This is a genomic window from Neptunicoccus sediminis, assembly GCF_001719615.1.
Taxonomy (GTDB): domain Bacteria; phylum Pseudomonadota; class Alphaproteobacteria; order Rhodobacterales; family Rhodobacteraceae; genus Amylibacter; species Amylibacter sediminis.
Window position 1 is genome coordinate 554,480 of record NZ_MDVX01000001.1, and the last position, 17,862, is coordinate 572,341.

At 57.6% G+C, this 17,862-nt stretch carries 19 protein-coding genes; 14 read left to right on the forward strand and 5 right to left on the reverse strand.

Annotation, left to right across the window (positions count from 1 at the left end; genetic code table 11):
• Positions 1-253 precede the first annotated feature (253 nt).
• The 6 genes from BFV97_RS02565 (at position 254) to BFV97_RS02590 (ending at position 7,010) form a co-directional block, all read left to right on the forward strand.
• Positions 254-976 (forward strand): TVP38/TMEM64 family protein, encoded by a 723-nt coding sequence (locus BFV97_RS02565; protein WP_069298734.1) that lies wholly within the window; start codon positions 254-256, stop codon positions 974-976.
• The gene (locus tag BFV97_RS02570; protein ID WP_069298735.1) at positions 976-2,409 is read left to right on the forward strand and encodes a dihydrolipoyl dehydrogenase family protein; all 1,434 of its coding nucleotides are present in this window, start codon (positions 976-978) and stop codon (positions 2,407-2,409) included. Before BFV97_RS02565 ends, BFV97_RS02570 begins: the two co-directional genes overlap by 1 nt.
• 102 nt (positions 2,410-2,511) lie before the next feature.
• Entirely contained in the window at positions 2,512-3,864 is a 1,353-nt protein-coding gene (locus BFV97_RS02575; RefSeq protein WP_342672138.1) for a sensor histidine kinase, read from the forward strand.
• 215 nt (positions 3,865-4,079) lie between these two features.
• Positions 4,080-5,081, forward strand: a complete 1,002-nt coding sequence (gene dgcN, locus BFV97_RS02580; protein WP_069298737.1) for an N-acetyltransferase DgcN — start codon at positions 4,080-4,082, stop codon at positions 5,079-5,081.
• A gap of 101 nt (positions 5,082-5,182) precedes the next feature.
• On the forward strand, positions 5,183-6,151 hold the full coding sequence (gene dgcA / locus BFV97_RS02585) for an N-acetyl-D-Glu racemase DgcA (RefSeq protein ID WP_069298738.1): 969 nt from the start codon (positions 5,183-5,185) through the stop codon (positions 6,149-6,151).
• A 7-nt stretch (positions 6,152-6,158) separates the two neighbouring features.
• Positions 6,159-7,010: a D-amino-acid transaminase gene (locus tag BFV97_RS02590; RefSeq protein ID WP_069298739.1), complete on the forward strand. Its 852-nt coding sequence runs from the start codon at positions 6,159-6,161 to the stop codon at positions 7,008-7,010.
• 88 nt (positions 7,011-7,098) lie between these two features.
• Here BFV97_RS02590 and BFV97_RS02595 read toward each other — a convergent pair whose 3' ends face one another.
• Both BFV97_RS02595 and BFV97_RS02600 read right to left on the reverse strand, forming a co-directional pair.
• The gene (locus tag BFV97_RS02595; RefSeq protein ID WP_069298740.1) at positions 7,099-7,392 is read right to left on the reverse strand and encodes a DUF1244 domain-containing protein; all 294 of its coding nucleotides are present in this window, start codon (positions 7,390-7,392) and stop codon (positions 7,099-7,101) included.
• A 19-nt stretch (positions 7,393-7,411) separates the two neighbouring features.
• Complete coding sequence (locus BFV97_RS02600; protein ID WP_069298741.1) at positions 7,412-8,146, reverse strand: N-formylglutamate amidohydrolase; 735 nt, start codon at positions 8,144-8,146, stop codon at positions 7,412-7,414.
• 149 nt (positions 8,147-8,295) lie between these two features.
• Here BFV97_RS02600 and pyk point away from each other — a divergent pair, with 149 nt between their 5' ends.
• The 7 genes from pyk (at position 8,296) to mscL (ending at position 15,025) form a co-directional block, all read left to right on the forward strand.
• Positions 8,296-9,744 (forward strand): pyruvate kinase, encoded by a 1,449-nt coding sequence (pyk, locus tag BFV97_RS02605; protein WP_069298742.1) that lies wholly within the window; start codon positions 8,296-8,298, stop codon positions 9,742-9,744.
• Positions 9,745-9,756: 12 nt separating this feature from the next.
• On the forward strand, positions 9,757-9,978 hold the full coding sequence (locus tag BFV97_RS02610; RefSeq protein WP_069298743.1) for a hypothetical protein: 222 nt from the start codon (positions 9,757-9,759) through the stop codon (positions 9,976-9,978).
• Positions 9,979-10,113: 135 nt separating this feature from the next.
• Positions 10,114-10,314: a 50S ribosomal protein L35 gene (gene rpmI, locus BFV97_RS02615; protein ID WP_069298744.1), complete on the forward strand. Its 201-nt coding sequence runs from the start codon at positions 10,114-10,116 to the stop codon at positions 10,312-10,314.
• 13 nt (positions 10,315-10,327) lie between these two features.
• Entirely contained in the window at positions 10,328-10,690 is a 363-nt protein-coding gene (gene rplT, locus BFV97_RS02620; protein ID WP_069298745.1) for a 50S ribosomal protein L20, read from the forward strand.
• A 198-nt stretch (positions 10,691-10,888) separates the two neighbouring features.
• The gene (gene pheS / locus BFV97_RS02625; protein ID WP_069299047.1) at positions 10,889-11,962 is read left to right on the forward strand and encodes a phenylalanine--tRNA ligase subunit alpha; all 1,074 of its coding nucleotides are present in this window, start codon (positions 10,889-10,891) and stop codon (positions 11,960-11,962) included.
• A gap of 74 nt (positions 11,963-12,036) precedes the next feature.
• Positions 12,037-14,445, forward strand: a complete 2,409-nt coding sequence (gene pheT, locus BFV97_RS02630; RefSeq protein WP_069298746.1) for a phenylalanine--tRNA ligase subunit beta — start codon at positions 12,037-12,039, stop codon at positions 14,443-14,445.
• Between the two features lie 145 nt (positions 14,446-14,590).
• Positions 14,591-15,025 (forward strand): large conductance mechanosensitive channel protein MscL, encoded by a 435-nt coding sequence (gene mscL, locus BFV97_RS02635; RefSeq protein ID WP_069298747.1) that lies wholly within the window; start codon positions 14,591-14,593, stop codon positions 15,023-15,025.
• A gap of 62 nt (positions 15,026-15,087) precedes the next feature.
• On the opposite strand, the gene ald is transcribed toward mscL, so the two are convergent.
• The gene (ald, locus tag BFV97_RS02640) at positions 15,088-16,206 is read right to left on the reverse strand and encodes an alanine dehydrogenase (RefSeq protein ID WP_069298748.1); all 1,119 of its coding nucleotides are present in this window, start codon (positions 16,204-16,206) and stop codon (positions 15,088-15,090) included.
• A gap of 145 nt (positions 16,207-16,351) precedes the next feature.
• Between ald and BFV97_RS02645 the strand changes: the two genes are divergently transcribed.
• Entirely contained in the window at positions 16,352-16,810 is a 459-nt protein-coding gene (locus tag BFV97_RS02645) for an Lrp/AsnC family transcriptional regulator (RefSeq protein WP_069299048.1), read from the forward strand.
• Here BFV97_RS02645 and BFV97_RS02650 read toward each other — a convergent pair.
• Both BFV97_RS02650 and BFV97_RS02655 read right to left on the reverse strand, forming a co-directional pair.
• Positions 16,807-17,136, reverse strand: coding sequence for an AzlD domain-containing protein (locus BFV97_RS02650; protein WP_069298749.1), 330 nt, complete (start codon positions 17,134-17,136; stop codon positions 16,807-16,809). The two genes, BFV97_RS02645 and BFV97_RS02650, sit on opposite strands and share 4 nt — an antisense overlap.
• On the reverse strand, positions 17,133-17,849 hold the full coding sequence (locus tag BFV97_RS02655; protein WP_069298750.1) for an AzlC family ABC transporter permease: 717 nt from the start codon (positions 17,847-17,849) through the stop codon (positions 17,133-17,135). Before BFV97_RS02655 ends, BFV97_RS02650 begins: the two co-directional genes overlap by 4 nt.
• Positions 17,850-17,862: the final 13 nt, after the last annotated feature.

Below are 17,862 nucleotides of genomic sequence, written 5' to 3' on the forward strand. Positions count from 1 at the left end.
AGTTGGCTTCTAGGGCGTGGGGATTGGTAAGTCAATTCGCAAGAGCAGAAAAAATCTGCATTATTTTCGACATACCAGTGGCAGTCCGAAACCTTTCATATCCGGAAACCCGCGGCAGGTCCAGAAAACTGAAACATTTGTTAACGCCCGATCAACCACCTGTGAGCGGGGTATCTTTGGGCGGCGCAGTGCAGCACATAGAGTGGAGAGGGCGCTTTTGCCCCTGTGTCTTTATTCGGGATGTCTACGACAAATGAGTGAAAAAACCGTTACCGCAGGGCGGATCTGGCCGCTTATCGGAATTGCGCTTGTGGCGCTGGTGGGGTTTTTCACCCTGCGCGACGTGCTCAGCTTTGATACGCTGCGGGAACACCGTGAGACTTTACTGGCATGGCGGGACGGGCACTATCTGCTCGCTGCGCTCGGTTTTATCGGGGCTTACGTGGCGGTTGTGGCCTTTTCCCTGCCCGGTGCGGCGGTGATGACGCTGGCGGGGGGCTTTCTGTTTGGAATCTTTCCGGGGGCTCTGTTCTGTGTCATCGGCGCAACACTTGGCGCGGTTGCGATTTTTCTGGCAGCCAAGACGGGGTTGGGAGATGCGCTGCATGCGCGTTTGCAGGATCGGCCCGGGCTGGTCAACCGGATGGAGGCAGGGCTGCGCGAAAACGAGATCAGTTACCTGTTGCTGATGCGATTTGTGCCGGTGATTCCGTTTTTTCTGGCAAATCTGGCGCCGGCCTTTCTCGGGGTCGGGCTGCGAAACTTTGCGATAACGACGTTTTTCGGGATTATGCCGGGGTCCGTGGTCTATACTTCGGTGGGTTCCGGACTAGGTGCAGTGTTTGAGAGAGGGGAAACGCCTGATTTGGGGATCATTTTTGCGCCGCATATCCTCGGGCCTATTTTGGGGCTTTGCGCACTGGCCGCCCTGCCAATCGTGCTTAAACGATTTGTTAAGAAGAAGGATATAGCGTGATGGCACAGGATGCAGGAACGGAGACCCGGATAAAAACAGATATATGCGTCATTGGCGGCGGTTCCGGCGGTTTGTCGGTGGCGGCAGGCGCTGTGCAGATGGGCGCGGATGTTGTGCTGGTGGAAGGGCACAAGATGGGCGGCGATTGCCTGAATTACGGCTGTGTTCCGTCCAAGGCGCTGATCGCGGCGGGCAAGCATGCGCATGCATTTGGAACGGGCGGTCCGTTTGGTGTGACTGTTGCTGCGCCGAAGGTGGATTTTGCCGCCGCCAAGGATCATGTGGATCGTGTGATCGCGGGAATTGAGCCTCATGATAGTGTGGAGCGGTTTGAGCGTTTGGGCGTTACCGTAATAAAAGAGTACGGGCGTTTCGTATCCGAGACAGAGTTGCGAGCAGGAGACACGATCATAAAAGCGCGGCGCTTTGTTATCGCCACCGGCTCTGCGCCGCTGGTCCCACCGATCCCCGGCCTAAAGGATGTGCCTTATTTCACCAATGAGACGATCTTCGATCTGCGCGACCGGCCGGAGCATCTGATCATAATCGGCGGTGGTCCGATTGGAATGGAACTGGCGCAGGCGCACCGAAGACTCGGCTGCGCGGTGACGGTGATCGAAGGAGATAAGGCGCTTGGCAAGGATGATCCCGAACTTGCCGCAATTGTGCTGGAAAATATTCGCGCTGAAGGTGTTGAGGTGATCGAAGGAGCCCAAGCCGAAAAGATTAGCGGTGCGGTCGGGACGATAACGGTAGAAACCGGAGATGGAAGGCAGTTCAAAGGCTCTCATCTTTTGATCGCTGTGGGACGCCAACCGAATTTGGACCGGCTAGATCTGAAAACCGCCGGAGTGGAGCCGGCCAAGGGTGGACTCAAGGTGGATGCCAGCCTGAAGACGACGAACAAACGCATCTATGCAATAGGTGATGTGGCGGGCGGTCTGCAATTTACCCATGTGGCCAATTACCATGCGGGGGTGGTCATACGCTCGGCCCTGTTCGGCCTTCCGTCCAAGGCTAAAACCGATCACATCCCTTGGGCTACGTATACCGACCCTGAGCTGGCGCAGGTGGGGTTGACCGAGGCGCAGGCCAGCAAAGCGCATGGTGACAAGCTGCAAGTGGTCCGGTTCGACTACGGTGAAAATGACCGCGCACGGGCAGAGCTGAAAACCCGCGGACTTGTGAAAGTCATGGTTGTGAAAGGCCGCCCCGTAGGGGCGTCAATTGCAGGGGCGCAGGCGGGGGAATTGATCCAGACCTGGGCGCTTGCCATCGCCAACAAGCTTAAGATGGGCGCTGTGGCCGCGATGGTTTCGCCGTATCCGACGTTGGGGGAGGTGAACAAACGGGCGGCCGGGGCCTATTTCACGCCGAGGCTTTTTGACAATATCTGGGTGAAACGCTTTGTCCGCTTTGTGCAGCGTTTTTGATCTGGTAAAAGGCGGCGTGCGTAACGTATACGGCGGGTCTGTGTTCCAGACGTATGTTCAGGGGTCAGGATGTTTCTAAGGTCACTCTCCGGGCGTTTTTTGTTGCTGACGATTATTTTCGTCATGCTGGCCGAAGTGCTGATTTTTGTACCCTCTGTTGCGCGGTTTCGCGTCGATTATCTGCAAGAGCGGCTGGAGCGTTCGCAGATTGCATCTCTGTCCTTGCTGGCCACCGCCAATGATATGGTTGAACCGGATCTGGAGGCGGAATTGCTGGAAAACGCAGGCGTTCTGAACATCGTTCTGCGCCGGAACCAGATGCGCGAACTGATCCTGAGTTCTCCGATGAACGCGATGGTGGATCAGACATACGATCTGCGGGAGTCCACGCCGCTGACCCTGATCCGCGATGCTTTTGCGACGATGTTGCGGCCGCAGGACAGGGTGATCCGCGTTATGGGGGCGCCGGTGAAGGGCGCCGGCCTGCTGATCGAAGCCGCCATGCACGAGGCCCCGTTGCGGGCCGCGCTTTGGGATTACGGGCGGCGGATTCTGCTGCTTTCCGCGGTGATTTCCATTGTGACGGCCTGCCTCTTGTTCCTTGCGGTGCGCCGTTTCATGGTGCGTCCGATGGAGCGGTTGGTGCGACAGATCAAACATTATGGCGATGCGCCGGAGGACAGCCGCCGCATCATCCAGCCCAACGCCACCGTGACCGAGCTGTTTGAGGCGGAAACTGCGCTGCAGGGAATGGAAATCCAGCTAAGCCAGTCGTTGCGTCAGAAAGAAAGGCTCGCAGCACTTGGCGGTGCTGTCTCTAAAATCAGCCATGACCTGCGGAATATTCTGACCACAACACAGCTTTTGGCTGACCGGATGGAGAGCAGTCACGATCCCGGGGTCCAGAAAATCGCGCCGAAACTTTTGAACAGCCTGTCCCGTGCGGTTAACCTATGTGAGAGCACGTTAACCTATGGCAAGGCGCAGGAGGTGGCACCGAACCGCCGTCCCTTTGCGATGGATCATCTGCTGGAAGATGTGGTGGAGGCAGAGACGCTGGCGTTGGGGAATGGCAAGGTTGAGATCGTGGCTTTACCCGCAAACGGCCTTCAGGTCATCGCGGATGAGGAGCAAATCTACCGTGTGGTGAGCAATTTGGTGCGCAATGCCCGTCAGGCGATGGAAAGCGGTGCCGGTGGCCGGATCGAAATTGAGGGTCGGGAGCAACCGGATGGTTGGGAAATCCATGTGCGCGATACGGGGCCGGGCCTGCCGGTGAAAGCGCTCGACAATATTTTTAAACCGTTTGAAGGCAATGTGCGAAAGGGCGGTACAGGGCTTGGTCTGGCCATTTCCGAAGAATTGGTCGCAGGGCATGGCGGCAAGCTGGAACTGATTGAAAACAGTGACAAAGGTGCTTCCTTTCGCATTTGGCTCCCCCGCGGGGAATCGTAAACCTTTACCGCTTTGAATTGTGCTGTTTCATCCGCAAGACCACTTGGTTTGCGCGTGGGTTCGTTGTGTGTGCGAATTATCTTCGCTGTTTTCCTTGATCGTTCGAATAATCTCCCGCAAGACGTCACGTCTGTGCCGGAATGGTCAAAGTAATTCCTTTTGGCCCGCATTAAGGTGCCGTTAAACACTGCCTGATAGATTCGAAGGGAACCGCTATGATTGAGACACCGTATTTGCTGTTTTTGGGCGACGCGCCCGATGGTCTGGCTGCGAAAGTCGCACAAGGTATTAAGGATTGGCGTCCGGACGCGTCCTTGGGCCAGTACCGCATGGAAGGCTGCAAGGCCGATATGGGCATGCCTGATATGACCATCGACGAGGCTGTTGCCGCTGGCTGCAAAACACTGGTGATCGGTGTGGCGAACCGTGGCGGGGTGATCTCTGCCGCATGGAAAGAAGTGCTAGTAGAGGCGCTGAACAAAGGCATGGATATTGCCAGCGGTCTGCACAATCTGCTGCGGGACGAACCGGAACTTGTGGCGGCGGCGAAGGCTAATGGCCGGACCCTGCACGATGTGCGGATTCCTTCGGTGCAATACCCGATTGCAAACGGCAAGAAACGCAGCGGCAAGCGGATTCTGGCTGTCGGGACCGACTGTTCGGTTGGCAAAATGTACACCGGCATCGCGATGGAGCGGGAAATGCTGGAGCGGGGCATGAAGGCCACCTTCCGTGCCACCGGTCAGACTGGTATCCTGATCACTGGCGACGGCGTGCCGCTGGATGCTGTGATTGCAGATTTCATGGCCGGTTCGGTGGAATATCTGACCCCTGACAATGATGATGATCACTGGGATCTGATCGAGGGGCAGGGTTCCTTGTTCCACGTTTCCTATTCGGGCGTGACCCTTGCACTGGTTCACGGGGGCCAGCCCGATGCGCTGATCCTGTGTCACGAACCGACCCGCACCCATATGCGCGGTCTGCCGGAATACCAGCAGCCGAGCCTGTCCGAACTGCGCGACACAGCATTACCGCTGGCACAGGTGGCCAACCCCGCCTGTAAGGTTGTCGGCATTTCCGTTAACACACAGCATATGTCCGAGGACGAAGCCAACGCCTATCTGAAACAGGTTGAGGCCGAGATGGGCTTGCCAACGGTTGATCCTTTCCGCCATGGTGCCGGTCGTCTGGTGGATGCGCTGGACGCTGTATAATACCCCGACTTTGGTGGTCCGGAGTTGATCTTCTGACCATCCCAATGACTATCCCAAACAGTCCCGAATCCGGTTCGGGACTGTGAAGAAAGGACGACTCCGTGCAAATTACCGTGACCCCCGATGTCTTCAAGCTCGCGCAGGTTTTTACCATCGCGCGGGGTTCCCGTACCGAGGCCAAAGTGCTGACAGTGCGGGTGACGCAGAACGGGGTAACGGGCTGGGGGGAGTGCGTGCCCTATGCCCGCTACGATGAAACGCTGGAGTCTGTGACCGACCAGATCAACAGCCTCTCCGGTACGATTGACCGCGAGGGTCTGATTGACCTGCTGCCCGCAGGCGCGGCGCGAAACGCTGTGGATTGTGCGCTTTGGGATCTGGAGGCAAAAACCGCCGGTAAACGGGTCTGGGAACTGGCCGGACTGCCCGCACCGAAACCGGAAATCACCGCCTATACCCTGTCGCTGGCCACCCCGGACGAAATGGAAAAACAGGCGGCAGAGAATGCGTTTCGCCCCTTGCTGAAAACCAAATTGGGCGGCGGCGAAGAAGACGTGGCCCGAATCGAGGCAGTGCGTCGCGGTGCCAAGGATGCCCGCATTATTGTGGATGCAAACGAGGGCTGGACGCCAGAACTTTACAAAACGCTCGCCCCTGTTCTGGTGCGCCTTGGTGTAGAAATGGTGGAACAACCGCTGCCCGCCGGTGAAGACGATGCCTTGCTGGATCTGCAACGGGTGCTGCCTGTTTGCGCTGATGAAAGCTGCCATGACAGCAGCTCTTTGCCCCATCTGGCGGGGAAATATGACATGGCGAATATCAAGCTGGACAAGACCGGTGGCCTGACCGAAGCACTGCGCCTGCGCGAGGCGTCTCTGGCTGCGGGCTACAAGGTGATGGTGGGCTGTATGGTCGGATCCTCCCTTGCGATGGCGCCGGCGACAATCGTGGCGCAGGGCGCTGCTGTAACTGATCTTGACGGTCCCTTGCTTCTGGCGCAAGACCGCGACGAACCTTTGAAATTTGACGAGGCTGGGGTCTATCCACCTTCAGCCGCACTATGGGGATAGAAAGACCATGAGCCGTATTGTTTACCTGAACGGGGAATATCTGCCGGAAGAAGAGGCCAAAGTCTCGGTGTTTGATCGCGGCTTTCTGATGGCTGACGGTGTTTATGAAGTGACGTCCGTTCTGGACGGCAAACTGCTGGAATTTGAAGGCCACTTGAAGCGGCTGGAGCGGTCCTTGTCCGAGTTGGACATGGACAAGCCGGACGGGTTTGACGACCTGCTGGAGATTCACCGCGAGTTAGTCAAGCGCAACAATGTGGAGCAGGGCGGGGTCTATCTGCAAATCACCCGCGGTGCTGCGGATCGGGATTTCGTTTTCCCGAAAGATGCCAAGCCGACGCTGGTTCTGTTTACCCAATCCAGACCGCTGCTGGATACGCCTGCAGCGGAAAACGGGATTTCTGTGATCTTTGCCGATGACATCCGCTGGGGCCGTCGCGATATCAAGACCGTGCAATTGCTGTACCCGTCCATGTGTAAAATGATGGCGAAGGCGGCTGGTGCTGATGATGCGTGGCTGGTGGAAGACGGATTTGTGACCGAAGGGTCTTCGAACAACGCCTATATCGTCAAAGGCAACAAGATCATCACACGGGGGCTGTCCAATGACATCCTGCACGGGATCACCCGCGCGTCGCTGCTGAAATATGCATCCGAAGCACAGATGGAAATCGAAGAGCGCAACTTTACACCGGATGAGGCCCGCGATGCGGATGAGGCGTTTATTTCCTCGGCCTCTACCTTTGTGATGCCGGTTGTCAAAGTGGATGGTGCCGTGATTGGCGACGGCAAGCCCGGATCCGTGTCCAAGCGGCTGCGGGAGATCTATGTGGACGAGAGCCGCAAGCGGGCGATCTGATCGCCACCGCCGGATTGTGAGTATTTGGGGAACATTGAAGCCCCGATTGGACGAGCGCCTGACTGTCAGGCGCTCGTTCTTTTTTGGTTCAGCCGTGGCTGTCTTTGAAGGCGGCTTTTTGTGCATCCGTGGCTTCGGTTTGGTATTTGTCTTTCCAGTCCTCGAACGGCATGCCGTAAAAGGTCTCGCGGGCCTCTGCCTTGTCCATTTCGATACCCTTTTCATTGGCGGCTTCCTGATACCAGCGGGACAGGCAGTTGCGGCAAAAACCGGTGAGGTTCATCATGTCGATGTTCTGCACATCGGTGCGGTCCTGCATCAGATGCTGTTGCAGGCGGCGGAATGCGGCGGCTTCCAGTTCGATTTTGGTTTGGTCGTCCATAGCTTTCGTCCTTTGCGTGTTATGATCGGGATATGGCGGCTTGCAGGTGGGGAACAAGGTAGCGTGCCCATTTTTCCTGCCCATCCGGCGTGGCGATAAGATCCTGCCGCAGTTCCAGAAGCGTGTGGAGCAGGCCGTTTTGCAAAGCGTGCTGGTCCATCGTATCCCCTGTCAGATAGCCAGTATAGGGGACATTGTCACCGGTGGTGACACCGGTGTCCCGGGCGAGTTCTGCCAGCAGATGCTCGGACAGGCGGCGGTCGTCATTGGACAGGACGCCGATCTGCCACGGGCGGGGCGGGCGGCCGCGCAATTGCGGGGTAAAGCTGTGGACCGAGATAAGCACGGGGCGGTCTTTCGTTTTGATCAACCGCGCGATTTCTGCGTGATAGGGGCGGTGGCACAGGGTCATGCGCCGTTCCAGTTCGGCGGCATCCGCGTGGCGGTTGGCCGGAATCAACGTGCCATCGTAAAGCCGCATCAGCAAGGTGGGATCGTCCTCGCCCCGGTTCGGATCAATCACCAGACGTGAAAAATTGGAGCAGATTACGGGGGCGTCCAACAACAGACCCAGATGTTCGGACAGGCCGGCCGCGCCGATGTCATAGGCGATGTGGCGGTTCATATCCTCGGGGGGCAGTCCCAGATCGCCACCGTTGATGTCTGCGGGAACCGTATTGGCGGCGTGATCGCACAGGATAAGGATATTGGCGGGGCGGTTTGCACCAATTGTTACAAAAGGGGAATATTTCATCTACAGAAAGCCGGTTACAATGATGTGGTCAGAAATACGCGCAAGCCGGACAAAGGGCCAGAGCAGAGCGATGATTTTGTCATGAGGTTTTGGGCAGACATCCCCAAACAACCTGCTATAGAAGATGCGCAAAGAAAAAGGATAAAACAATGCGACGGATGAGAAGCGTAAAAATCGTGGCCACTCTGGGCCCTGCGTCTGAAACCTATGACATGATCCGGGCTTTGTTCGAAGCGGGGGCCGATGTGTTCCGCCTGAACATGAGCCACGGCTCCCATGAGGAAATCCGCGAGAAACACCAGACCATCCGCGATATTGAGCGGGATCTGGGCCGCCCCATCGGCATTCTTGCCGATTTGCAGGGCCCCAAGCTGCGCTGTGGTGTCTTTGCCAATGATGATGGCGAGATGCTGGAAGAGGGCGCTTCCTTCCGGTTTGATCTGGATGAAACACCCGGCGATGCCAACCGTGTCTGTCTGCCCCATAAAGAGATTTTCGAGGCGCTTGAGGTGGGGTCCACCCTGTTGGTCAATGATGGCAAGATCCGTCTGGAAGTCAGCGAATGCGGCGCGGATTATGCTACCTGCACCGTTATTGTGGGCGGGCAGATTTCCAACCGCAAGGGCGTGAACGTGCCGGATGTGGTGTTGCCGCTGGCGGCTTTGTCCGAAAAAGACCGGGCCGATCTGGATTTTGTGTGCGAGCTGGGCGTTGACTGGCTGGCGCTGTCCTTTGTGCAGCGGCCCGAGGATGTGCTGGAAGCACGGGAACTGGCAGCGGGGCGGGCCTCGTTGATTTCCAAGATTGAGAAACCGGCGGCGGTGAAGTCGTTTGAAGCCATTCTGGAAGTGAGCGACGGGATCATGGTCGCACGGGGGGATCTGGGTGTGGAACTGCCCGTCAGTCAGGTGCCACCGATCCAGAAACGACTTGTGCGGCGCTGTCGCTCTGCCGGCAAGCCGGTGATTGTAGCGACCCAGATGATGGAGAGCATGATCGAAGCGCCTCTGCCGACCCGTGCCGAAGTCTCGGATGTGGCAGCGGCGATTTATGAAGGGGCCGATGCGGTTATGTTATCGGCTGAATCTGCGGCCGGTGCCTATCCGGTGGAAGCCGTGCGCACCATGAGCAATGTGGCCGAGGAGGTGGAGGTCGATCCGACGTTCCGTCAGATACTGGAAGCCTCTCGCACGGCGTCGCGTACTTCTGTGGCCGAAGCGATCACCGTGGCGGCCCGCGAGGTGGCGGAAACCACGGACATTAAGGCGATTTGCTGTTTTACCCATTCCGGCACCACAGCTATTCTGGCCGCGCGGGAACGTCCGCAGGTGCCAATTCTCGCGCTGACCCCACTGGTGAATACTGCACGCAAACTGACCCTTGTCTGGGGGTTGCATTGCGTCCAGACCAGCGAAGTCGGCCGTTTTAAGATGGCGGTGGTCAGCGCGGCGCGGGCGGCGCGGAACTATAATTTTGCCAAGGATACAGACAAGATCGTGGTGACTGCGGGTGTGCCGTTCAACCAGCCCGGCTCTACCAATATTTTGCGGGTTGCGCCGGTGCAGGAGAAGCTTATCTTCGGCAGTGAAGACGACTAGGAGCGACCCTCTATGCCTTATGATTACCAGCTTGTTGGTGGCACAGTTCTGGTTCTTTTAAGTTTGGTCGGCATAACCAATGCAATGGTAGAGCGGCGGTCGCCCCTGTTTGGCATTATTGCCTTTTTGATGGGGGTGGGGCTGCTGGTCTGGGGCTGGCTGCTGTCGGGGTGGCAGATGAACCCTTCGGACCTGCCTGCGGCGGTGTACCGGCTGATTGCAGAGTGGAAATAGGCAAAACCTGCGTATTCAGACGATCTTTGCCCTTGCAATGGGGCGAAGCCGCGCCTAAAAGCCAGCTTCTACTGCGCGTCCGGCCGGAGGGCTGCCGAGTCGCGTGTCCGACCAACTTCTAGACTGGAGACGGAAATGCCCAAGATGAAGACCAAATCAAGCGCCAAGAAGCGCTTTAAAGTGACGGCCACAGGTCGCGTTCTGGCTGCACAGGCTGGCAAACGCCATGGTATGATCAAGCGTTCAAATAAATTCATCCGCAACGCACGTGGGACAACCACATTGTGCAAGGCGGACGAGAATATCGTGAAATCATACATGCCATACGCGCGCTAAGGAGATCTGAACCATGTCACGTGTAAAAGGGGGCGCAGCGTCCCACGCCCGTCATCGTAAAGTTATCAAAGCGGCAAAAGGCTATTACGGCCGTCGTTCCACAGCGTTCCGCACAGCAACACAGGCTGTTGATAAGGCGAACCAATACGCGACCCGCGACCGGAAAAACCGGAAACGGAACTTCCGCGCATTGTGGATCCAGCGCATCAACGCAGCTGTTCGTGCCCATGACGAAGCTTTGACATACTCCAAATTTATCAACGGTCTGTCCCTGGCAGGCATCGAGGTTGACCGTAAGGTTCTGGCTGATCTGGCCGTTCACGAACCCGAAGCGTTCAACGCGATTGTTGATCAAGCCAAAGGTGCAATGGCCTAAGCTGCCATTCGGTTTTGAGAGTTCAAAAGCCCTGCACCGTTGGTGTGGGGCTTTTTCTTTTGGGGCAGGTTTTGCCGGACGGTTCGGGGCCTCCGGCGGGGATATTTGAAGAAAATGGATGGTGCCTGTCGGGTTGCAAAAAACCGGCGATATGGTAGCCATGCGGCGAATGTTTGAAGGATACGGTCGATGGACGGTTTGGACGCTGTTAAGGCGAAATATCTTGGCGGGATAGCAGAGGCGGCGGATGATTCCGCGCTGGAAGAGCTGCGACTGGCTGCAGTGGGCAAGAAGGGTGAAGTCTCCCTTAAGATGCGCGAACTGGGCAAGATGACTCCGGAAGAGCGGCAGGTGGCGGGACCGGCGCTAAATGCGCTGAAGAACGAGATCAACTCTGCGCTGGCGGCCAAGAAAGAGGCGTTGGAGGATGCGGCCCTGAACGAGCGGCTGCAGGCGGAGTGGATTGATGTGTCCCTTTCAGGGCGTCCGCGCCGCGAAGGTACGATCCATCCGGTGTCCCAAGTGACCGAAGAAATCACCGCGATTTTTGCCGATCTTGGGTTCTCCGTGGCCGAGGGGCCGCAGATCGAAAGCGACTGGTATAACTTTGATGCGCTGAACATCGCGCCGGAGCATCCTGCCCGTCAGGAGCATGATACATTCTATATGCACCGCGATGAAAGCGACGGGCGTCCGCCTCATGTGTTGCGCACCCACACCAGCCCCGTGCAGATCCGCCACATGGAAAAGCACGGCGTGCCCTGTCGCATTATCGCGCCCGGCCGTGTGTACCGTGCGGATTACGACCAGACCCATACGCCGATGTTCCACCAGATCGAAGGTCTGGCGATCGACAAGGACATTTCCATGGCGAACCTCAAATGGGTGCTGGAAGAATTCTTCGCGGCTTTCTTTGATCTCGACGGGATCAAGACCCGCTTTCGGGCCTCTCATTTCCCGTTCACAGAGCCTTCTGCCGAGGTGGACATCCAGTGTTCATGGGTGGACGGTCAGCTGCGCATTGGCGAAGGGGACGGCTGGATGGAAGTGCTTGGTTCCGGCATGGTGCACCCTCATGTGCTGCGCTCTGCGGGGGTGGACCCCGACCAGTGGCAGGGCTTTGCCTTTGGGATGGGGATCGACCGTCTGGCGATGCTGAAATACGGCATTCCCGATCTGCGTGCCTTCTTTGACAGCGATCTGCGCTGGCTGCGCCACTACGGGTTTTCCTGCCTTGACCAGCCGAGCATTCATGCTGGCGTGAACCGCTAAGCCCGGTTGGTAAAATATATTTCGAACCGCATCGGGCAATTCGGGCGGGGCGCTGAAAAACGGACAATAGAGCTATGAAATTCACACTGTCTTGGCTAAAGCATCACTTGGACACAGATGCATCCTTGGATGACATCCTTTACGCGCTGACCGATCTGGGGTTGGAAGTTGAAGATGTCGTAAACCCGCTGGACAAGCTGAAGGATTTTACCGTCGCTTATGTAAAAGAGGCGGAAAAGCATCCGGATGCGGACAAACTGCGGGTGTGTCAGGTGGAAACCGACGACGGGATACAGCAGATCATCTGTGGTGCGCCGAATGCGCGGGCGGGTATCCGTGTGGTTCTGTGTAAACCGGGCATGTATGTGCCGGGGATTGATACCACCATCGGTGTTGGCAAGATTCGCGGCGTGGAAAGTTTCGGCATGATGGCCTCCGAGCGGGAGCTGGAGCTGTCCGAGGAACATGACGGGATTATCGAACTGTCGGGTGAACCGGCGGTTGGATCGAAGTTTGTGGACTGGCTGGCGGCGAACCAGCCTGAAAAGATTGATCCGGTGATCGAAATTGCAATTACCCCGAACCGCCCCGATGCACTGGGCGTGCGGGGCATTGCGCGGGATCTCGCGGCGCGGGGTCTTGGAACGCTCAAACCGGTTCCGACACCGCAGATTGAGGGCAGTTTTGCCAGCCCAATGACCGTATCCATTGACGAGGACACACTGTCGGGCTGTCCGGTGTTTTATGGCCGTCTGATCAAAGGCGTCAAGAACGGCCCGTCTCCGGCTTGGCTGCAATCCCTGCTGAAAGCAGTGGGACTGCGTCCGATTTCCATGCTGGTGGATGTGACCAATTTCTTCACGATGGACCAGAACCGTCCGCTGCATGTGTTTGATGCAGATAAGGTTGCGGGGAACCTTCGGGTGCACCGTGCCAAGGGCGGCGAAACGATCATGGCGCTCGACGATAAGGAATATACCTTTGACGCTGGCATGATGGTGATCTCTGACGATAACGGGCCTGAAAGCATTGCCGGTATCATGGGCGGGGCGGAAACCGGCTGCACCGAGGATACGGTCAATGTGTTCATTGAAAGCGCCTATTGGACGCCGAAAGAAATCGCCGTTTCCGGTCGGAAACTGCGGATCAATTCCGATGCCCGCTACAGGTTTGAGCGGGGGGTCGATCCTGCCTTCACACCGGACGGGCTGGATCATGCGGTTAAAATGATCCTTGATCACTGCGGCGGGGACGCCTCTGAAGTGGTTGTGGCTGGCGCTGTGCCGGATGTGTCCCGTCAGTACAAGCTCGACACGGATCGGGTGCAGTCCTTGGTCGGGATGGAAATTCCGGCAGAAACCCAAGTTGCCACGCTCAAAGCGCTCGGCTTTAAGGTGGAGGGCGATCAGGTGACACCACCGACATGGCGTCCCGATGTGCTTGGCCCTGCCGATCTGGTGGAAGAAGTGGCGCGGATTGCCTCGCTGACCAAGCTGGAGCCGAAACCTCTGTCGCGACCAAGCGGTGTGCAAAAGCCGATCCTGACACCGATGCAGAAGCGCGAAACGCTTGCGCGGCGCACGGTGGCGGCGCTTGGCTATAATGAATGCGTGACCTATTCCTTCATCGACAGGAAGAGCGCTGAACTCTTTGGTGGCGGGTCGGATGCGGTGATGCTGAGCAACCCGATCAGCGCGGATCTCAGCCATATGCGGCCCTCACTGTTGCCCGGCCTGCTGGCGGCGGCGGCCCGTAATCAGGCCCGCGGCATCGCGGATATGGCTTTGTTCGAGGTGGGTCCGGTGTTTCACGGCGGTGAGCCGGAAGAACAGGAAGTGCTGGCAACAGGGCTGTTGGTCGGTCACACCGGGCCGCGTGATCCTTTCGGGGCCCGCCGCCCCGTAGACACCTATGATGCGAAGGCCGATGCCGAAGCGGTGCTGTCTGCTATCGGTGCGCCCGACAAGCTGATGGTGCTGCGCGGCGCGAACAACTGGTGGCATCCGGGACGTTCGGGAAAACTGTCCCTTGGACCGAAAAACGTGCTGGCAGGGTTCGGGGAAATCCACCCCAAAGTGCTAAGCGCGATGGGCGTAAAAGGGCCGGCGGTGGCCTTTGCGGTGCATATCGCCAAGCCACCGTTCCCCAAGAAGAAATCCACCACCCGCACGGCGTTGAACTTTTCGGATCTGCAAGCGGTTGATCGGGATTTCGCCTTTGTGGTGGACGATAAGGTTGAGGTTCTGACCCTGCTCAATGCGGCGAAAGGGGCGGATAAGACGCTGATTTCCGACGCTTCCGTGTTCGATCTGTTCAGTGGGGCCAAAGCCGAGGCGCAGATGGGCGAGGGCAAGAAATCCGTCGCGATCACCGTGCGCCTGCAACCCAAGGACGCGACCCTGACCGACAAGGATATTGAGGCGGTTTCCGCCAAGATTATCGAGAAAGTCGGCAAGGCCACAGGCGGCGTGCTGCGCGGTTAACCTGCCTTCACCTGCAACAGCTCCAAAAGGCCCGACCCTGTGTTCGGGCCTTTTCTTGTAGAAAACCTTGTTTTTCGTCGTAAATCTGGCGGATAGTGGGCTGACTTTGAAGTATCAGCTTAGAAAAAAGCAAATCGGGGACAGTATGTTAAAAGAATTCAGGAATTTTATTGCCCGCGGCAATGTCATGGATATGGCTGTCGGGATCATTATCGGGGCGGCGTTTACTGCCATCGTCAAGTCGATGGTCGATGACCTGATCAATCCCTTTGTCGGGCTGTTTACCGGCGGTGTGGATTTTACGAACCAGTTCATCATCCTGAGCGGCGACGGCACCTATGAGAGCCTTGCCGAAGCACGGGAGGCCGGAGCAGCCGTTTTTGCCTACGGGTCATTCATGATGGCGGTGATCAACTTTCTGATTATTGCATTTGTGGTCTTCCAGCTTGTCCGCACCGTGAACAAGGTTAAGGAAGCAGCCATGAAAAAAGATGAAATGCCTGCGGAAGAGGCGGCCCCTGCGGGACCATCGGAACTGGAAGTACTGCTGCAAATCCGAGATTCGCTGGAACGCAGGTAGGCCGGATCAGGCCGTGACGACGAAAAAACCCGCCGGAATGGCGGGTTTTTTATGGAGCAATATTACGATTTCATTGCCACCTTCGGGGAAATCACATCAATCCCCAGCGCCTTGCCCACTGCGTAATAGGTCAGCTTGCCCGCATGGGTGTTAAGCCCGTTCATCAGGTTCTCGTCGTCCTCGCACGCTTGACGCCAGCCCTTATCTGCCAGTGCAAGCATATGGGGAACCGTTGCATTCCCAAGGGCAATGGTTGAGGTTCGCGCCACAGCACCGGGCATATTGGCCACGCAATAATGTACGATCCCGTCCACTTCATAAATCGGGTCGTCATGGGTGGTGGCTTTGGAGGTTTCAAAACAGCCCCCCTGATCAATGGCGACATCCACCAGCACCGAACCGGGCTGCATCAGGCCAAGCTGCTCGCGGCTGATTAGTTTGGGGGCCGCAGCGCCGGGGATCAGAACCGCGCCGATAACCATATCCATACGCGGCAGCAGTTCTGCCATAGCGCCCTTATCGGAATATTGCGTGGTCAGGCGGCCCATGAACACATCGTCCAGATAGGACAGGCGCGGAACCGAACGATCAAGCACAGTCACATTCGCGCCCATGCCCACCGCCACACGTGCCGCAGCAGTGCCAACAACGCCGCCGCCGATGATCGCCACATTCGCAGGACGTACACCGGGCACGCCGCCCAACAGAACGCCACTGCCGCCATTGGCTTTTTGCAAGGCCCATGACCCTGTTTGGGGGGCCAGACGGCCAGCCACTTCGGACATCGGCGCCAGCAGGGGCAGGCCGCCGCGATTGTCGGTCACGGTTTCATAGGCAATCGCTGTTACACCGCTGTCCAGAAGGTCTTTGGTCTGTTCGGGGTCGGGCGCAAGGTGCAGGTAGGTATAGAGGATCTGCCCTTCGCGCAGTTGCTTGCGCTCTGCGGGTTGGGGTTCTTTGACTTTCACGACCATCTCGGCGCGGGCGAAGATTTCTTCGGCGGTGCTGACGATCTCTGCGCCGACGTCCCTGTAGGCCTCATCGGGAAAACCGGCGCCGGACCCTGCATTGGTTTCAATGATAACCGAATGACCGTGGGAAATGGCCTCCAGCGCGGCGGAGGGTGTGACCCCGACGCGGTATTCCTGATTTTTGATCTCTTTGGGGCAGCCGATTAGCATTGTGATCCTCCTCTGTGCGGTGCTGTTTTGCCCAATTGTTAAGCATTTATTGCAACGCATGCGATTCAATCTGTTGTGTTCAAATGGCAATTTTTCGAATAATCTGTCGCGAGATTACTGCTACGCACAGAAAGTTTCGAAACCCGTGAAATTAGACGATATAGACCGTCGAATCCTGACTGCCCTGCAAAAAAGCGGGCGGATGTCCAATTCCGAACTGGCCGAGAAGATCAATCTCTCCGCCTCTGCCTGTCACAGACGGGTGCAGCGGCTGGAAACCGAAGGGGTCATAAAGAACTATGTGGCGATGCTCGATCCCCGTGCGGTGGGGCGGCGGACCACGGTATTTGTCGAGATTTCACTACAAGGGCAAGCGGATGAGACGCTCGCCGCGTTTGAGCGGGAGGTCGCGCGGGTGCCGGATGTGCTGGAATGTCATCTTATGGCGGGCACGGCGGATTACCTGCTGAAAGTGGTTGCGGCGGATACGGATGATTACGCCCGTATTCATCGTCAGCATCTGGCCCGCCTGCCCGGTGTGGCGCAGTTGCAGTCCAGCTTTGCCCTGCGCACAGTTTTCAAAACCACGGCCCTGCCGCTTTAACCCAGCAGATATTGAACGGCGTAAAGGGTGGTCAGTCCGCTGAAAATTGCCCAAAGCGCGGATTTGCGCCACATGCCCATGCCAAAGGCCACAAGAGCTGCCAGCAACCGTGCAGGATCAGGTTCCCCCCCCGTCGCAGACGGCCACAGGATCAGCGGTGCAATCAGGCCGGGCAAGATGGCAACGGCGGTATAGCGCAGGTGACGCAGCGCCCATTGCGGCAGTTCGCGATCCCCAAGCAAGCCGAGAAACGACCAGCGGATGAAGAACGTGCCAAAGGCCATGCCCGCGATCACGATCCAGATTTGTGTTTGATCAAGGGTCATCTCTTGCGCCGCTCCAGCCAGAGTTCCGCCTGTGCACCCACCAACATGGCAATAGCCGCTGCAATTAGCAGTCCAAGGGAAAAGGGTATCCAGCTTAGCGTCAGTGCCGCGACCACCGACGTCACGGCCGCCAGCACATGGGGCAGGGTGCGCAAGGCAGGGGCGATAATCGCGATGAAACAGATCGGCATGGCAAAATCGAGCGAGAATTCCGGCGGAATTGCCGCGCCAAAGGCCGCGCCCAGATAGGTGAATAAAATCCAGAAGGGGGTGATCGCCAGACCGCCGCCGATGAAATAAGCCGAGCGTTGTGCCACAGTCCACTGCATCTCAAGGGGCAGGCGGACGCTGGCCACCCCGAAGGTCTGATCCACGTTGAAATAGGCCAGCAACAGCTTTGTGCGCCCCCGCGCCTTGCCCAGATAGGGCACAAGGGCTGCGGAATACATTGCCATACGCAGGTTCACCGCCAGTGCGGTGGCCAGAATGATCAGGGTGGGTGCATGTTCTTCCAGCAGGATCAGCGCGGTGAACTGCGCAGCCCCGGCAATTACCAGAACGGTCATCGTCATGGTCTGGATCAGCGACAGGCCGAGTTCGGTTGCAGCCACGCCGAACATAAGCCCGAAGGGTGCGGCCACCAAAATAAACGGGGCGCAGTCGCGATAGCCTTCCCAGAAGGCGGTTTTGGTTGTGGTCTGTTCTGAAGTCATGATGTTACTGTGC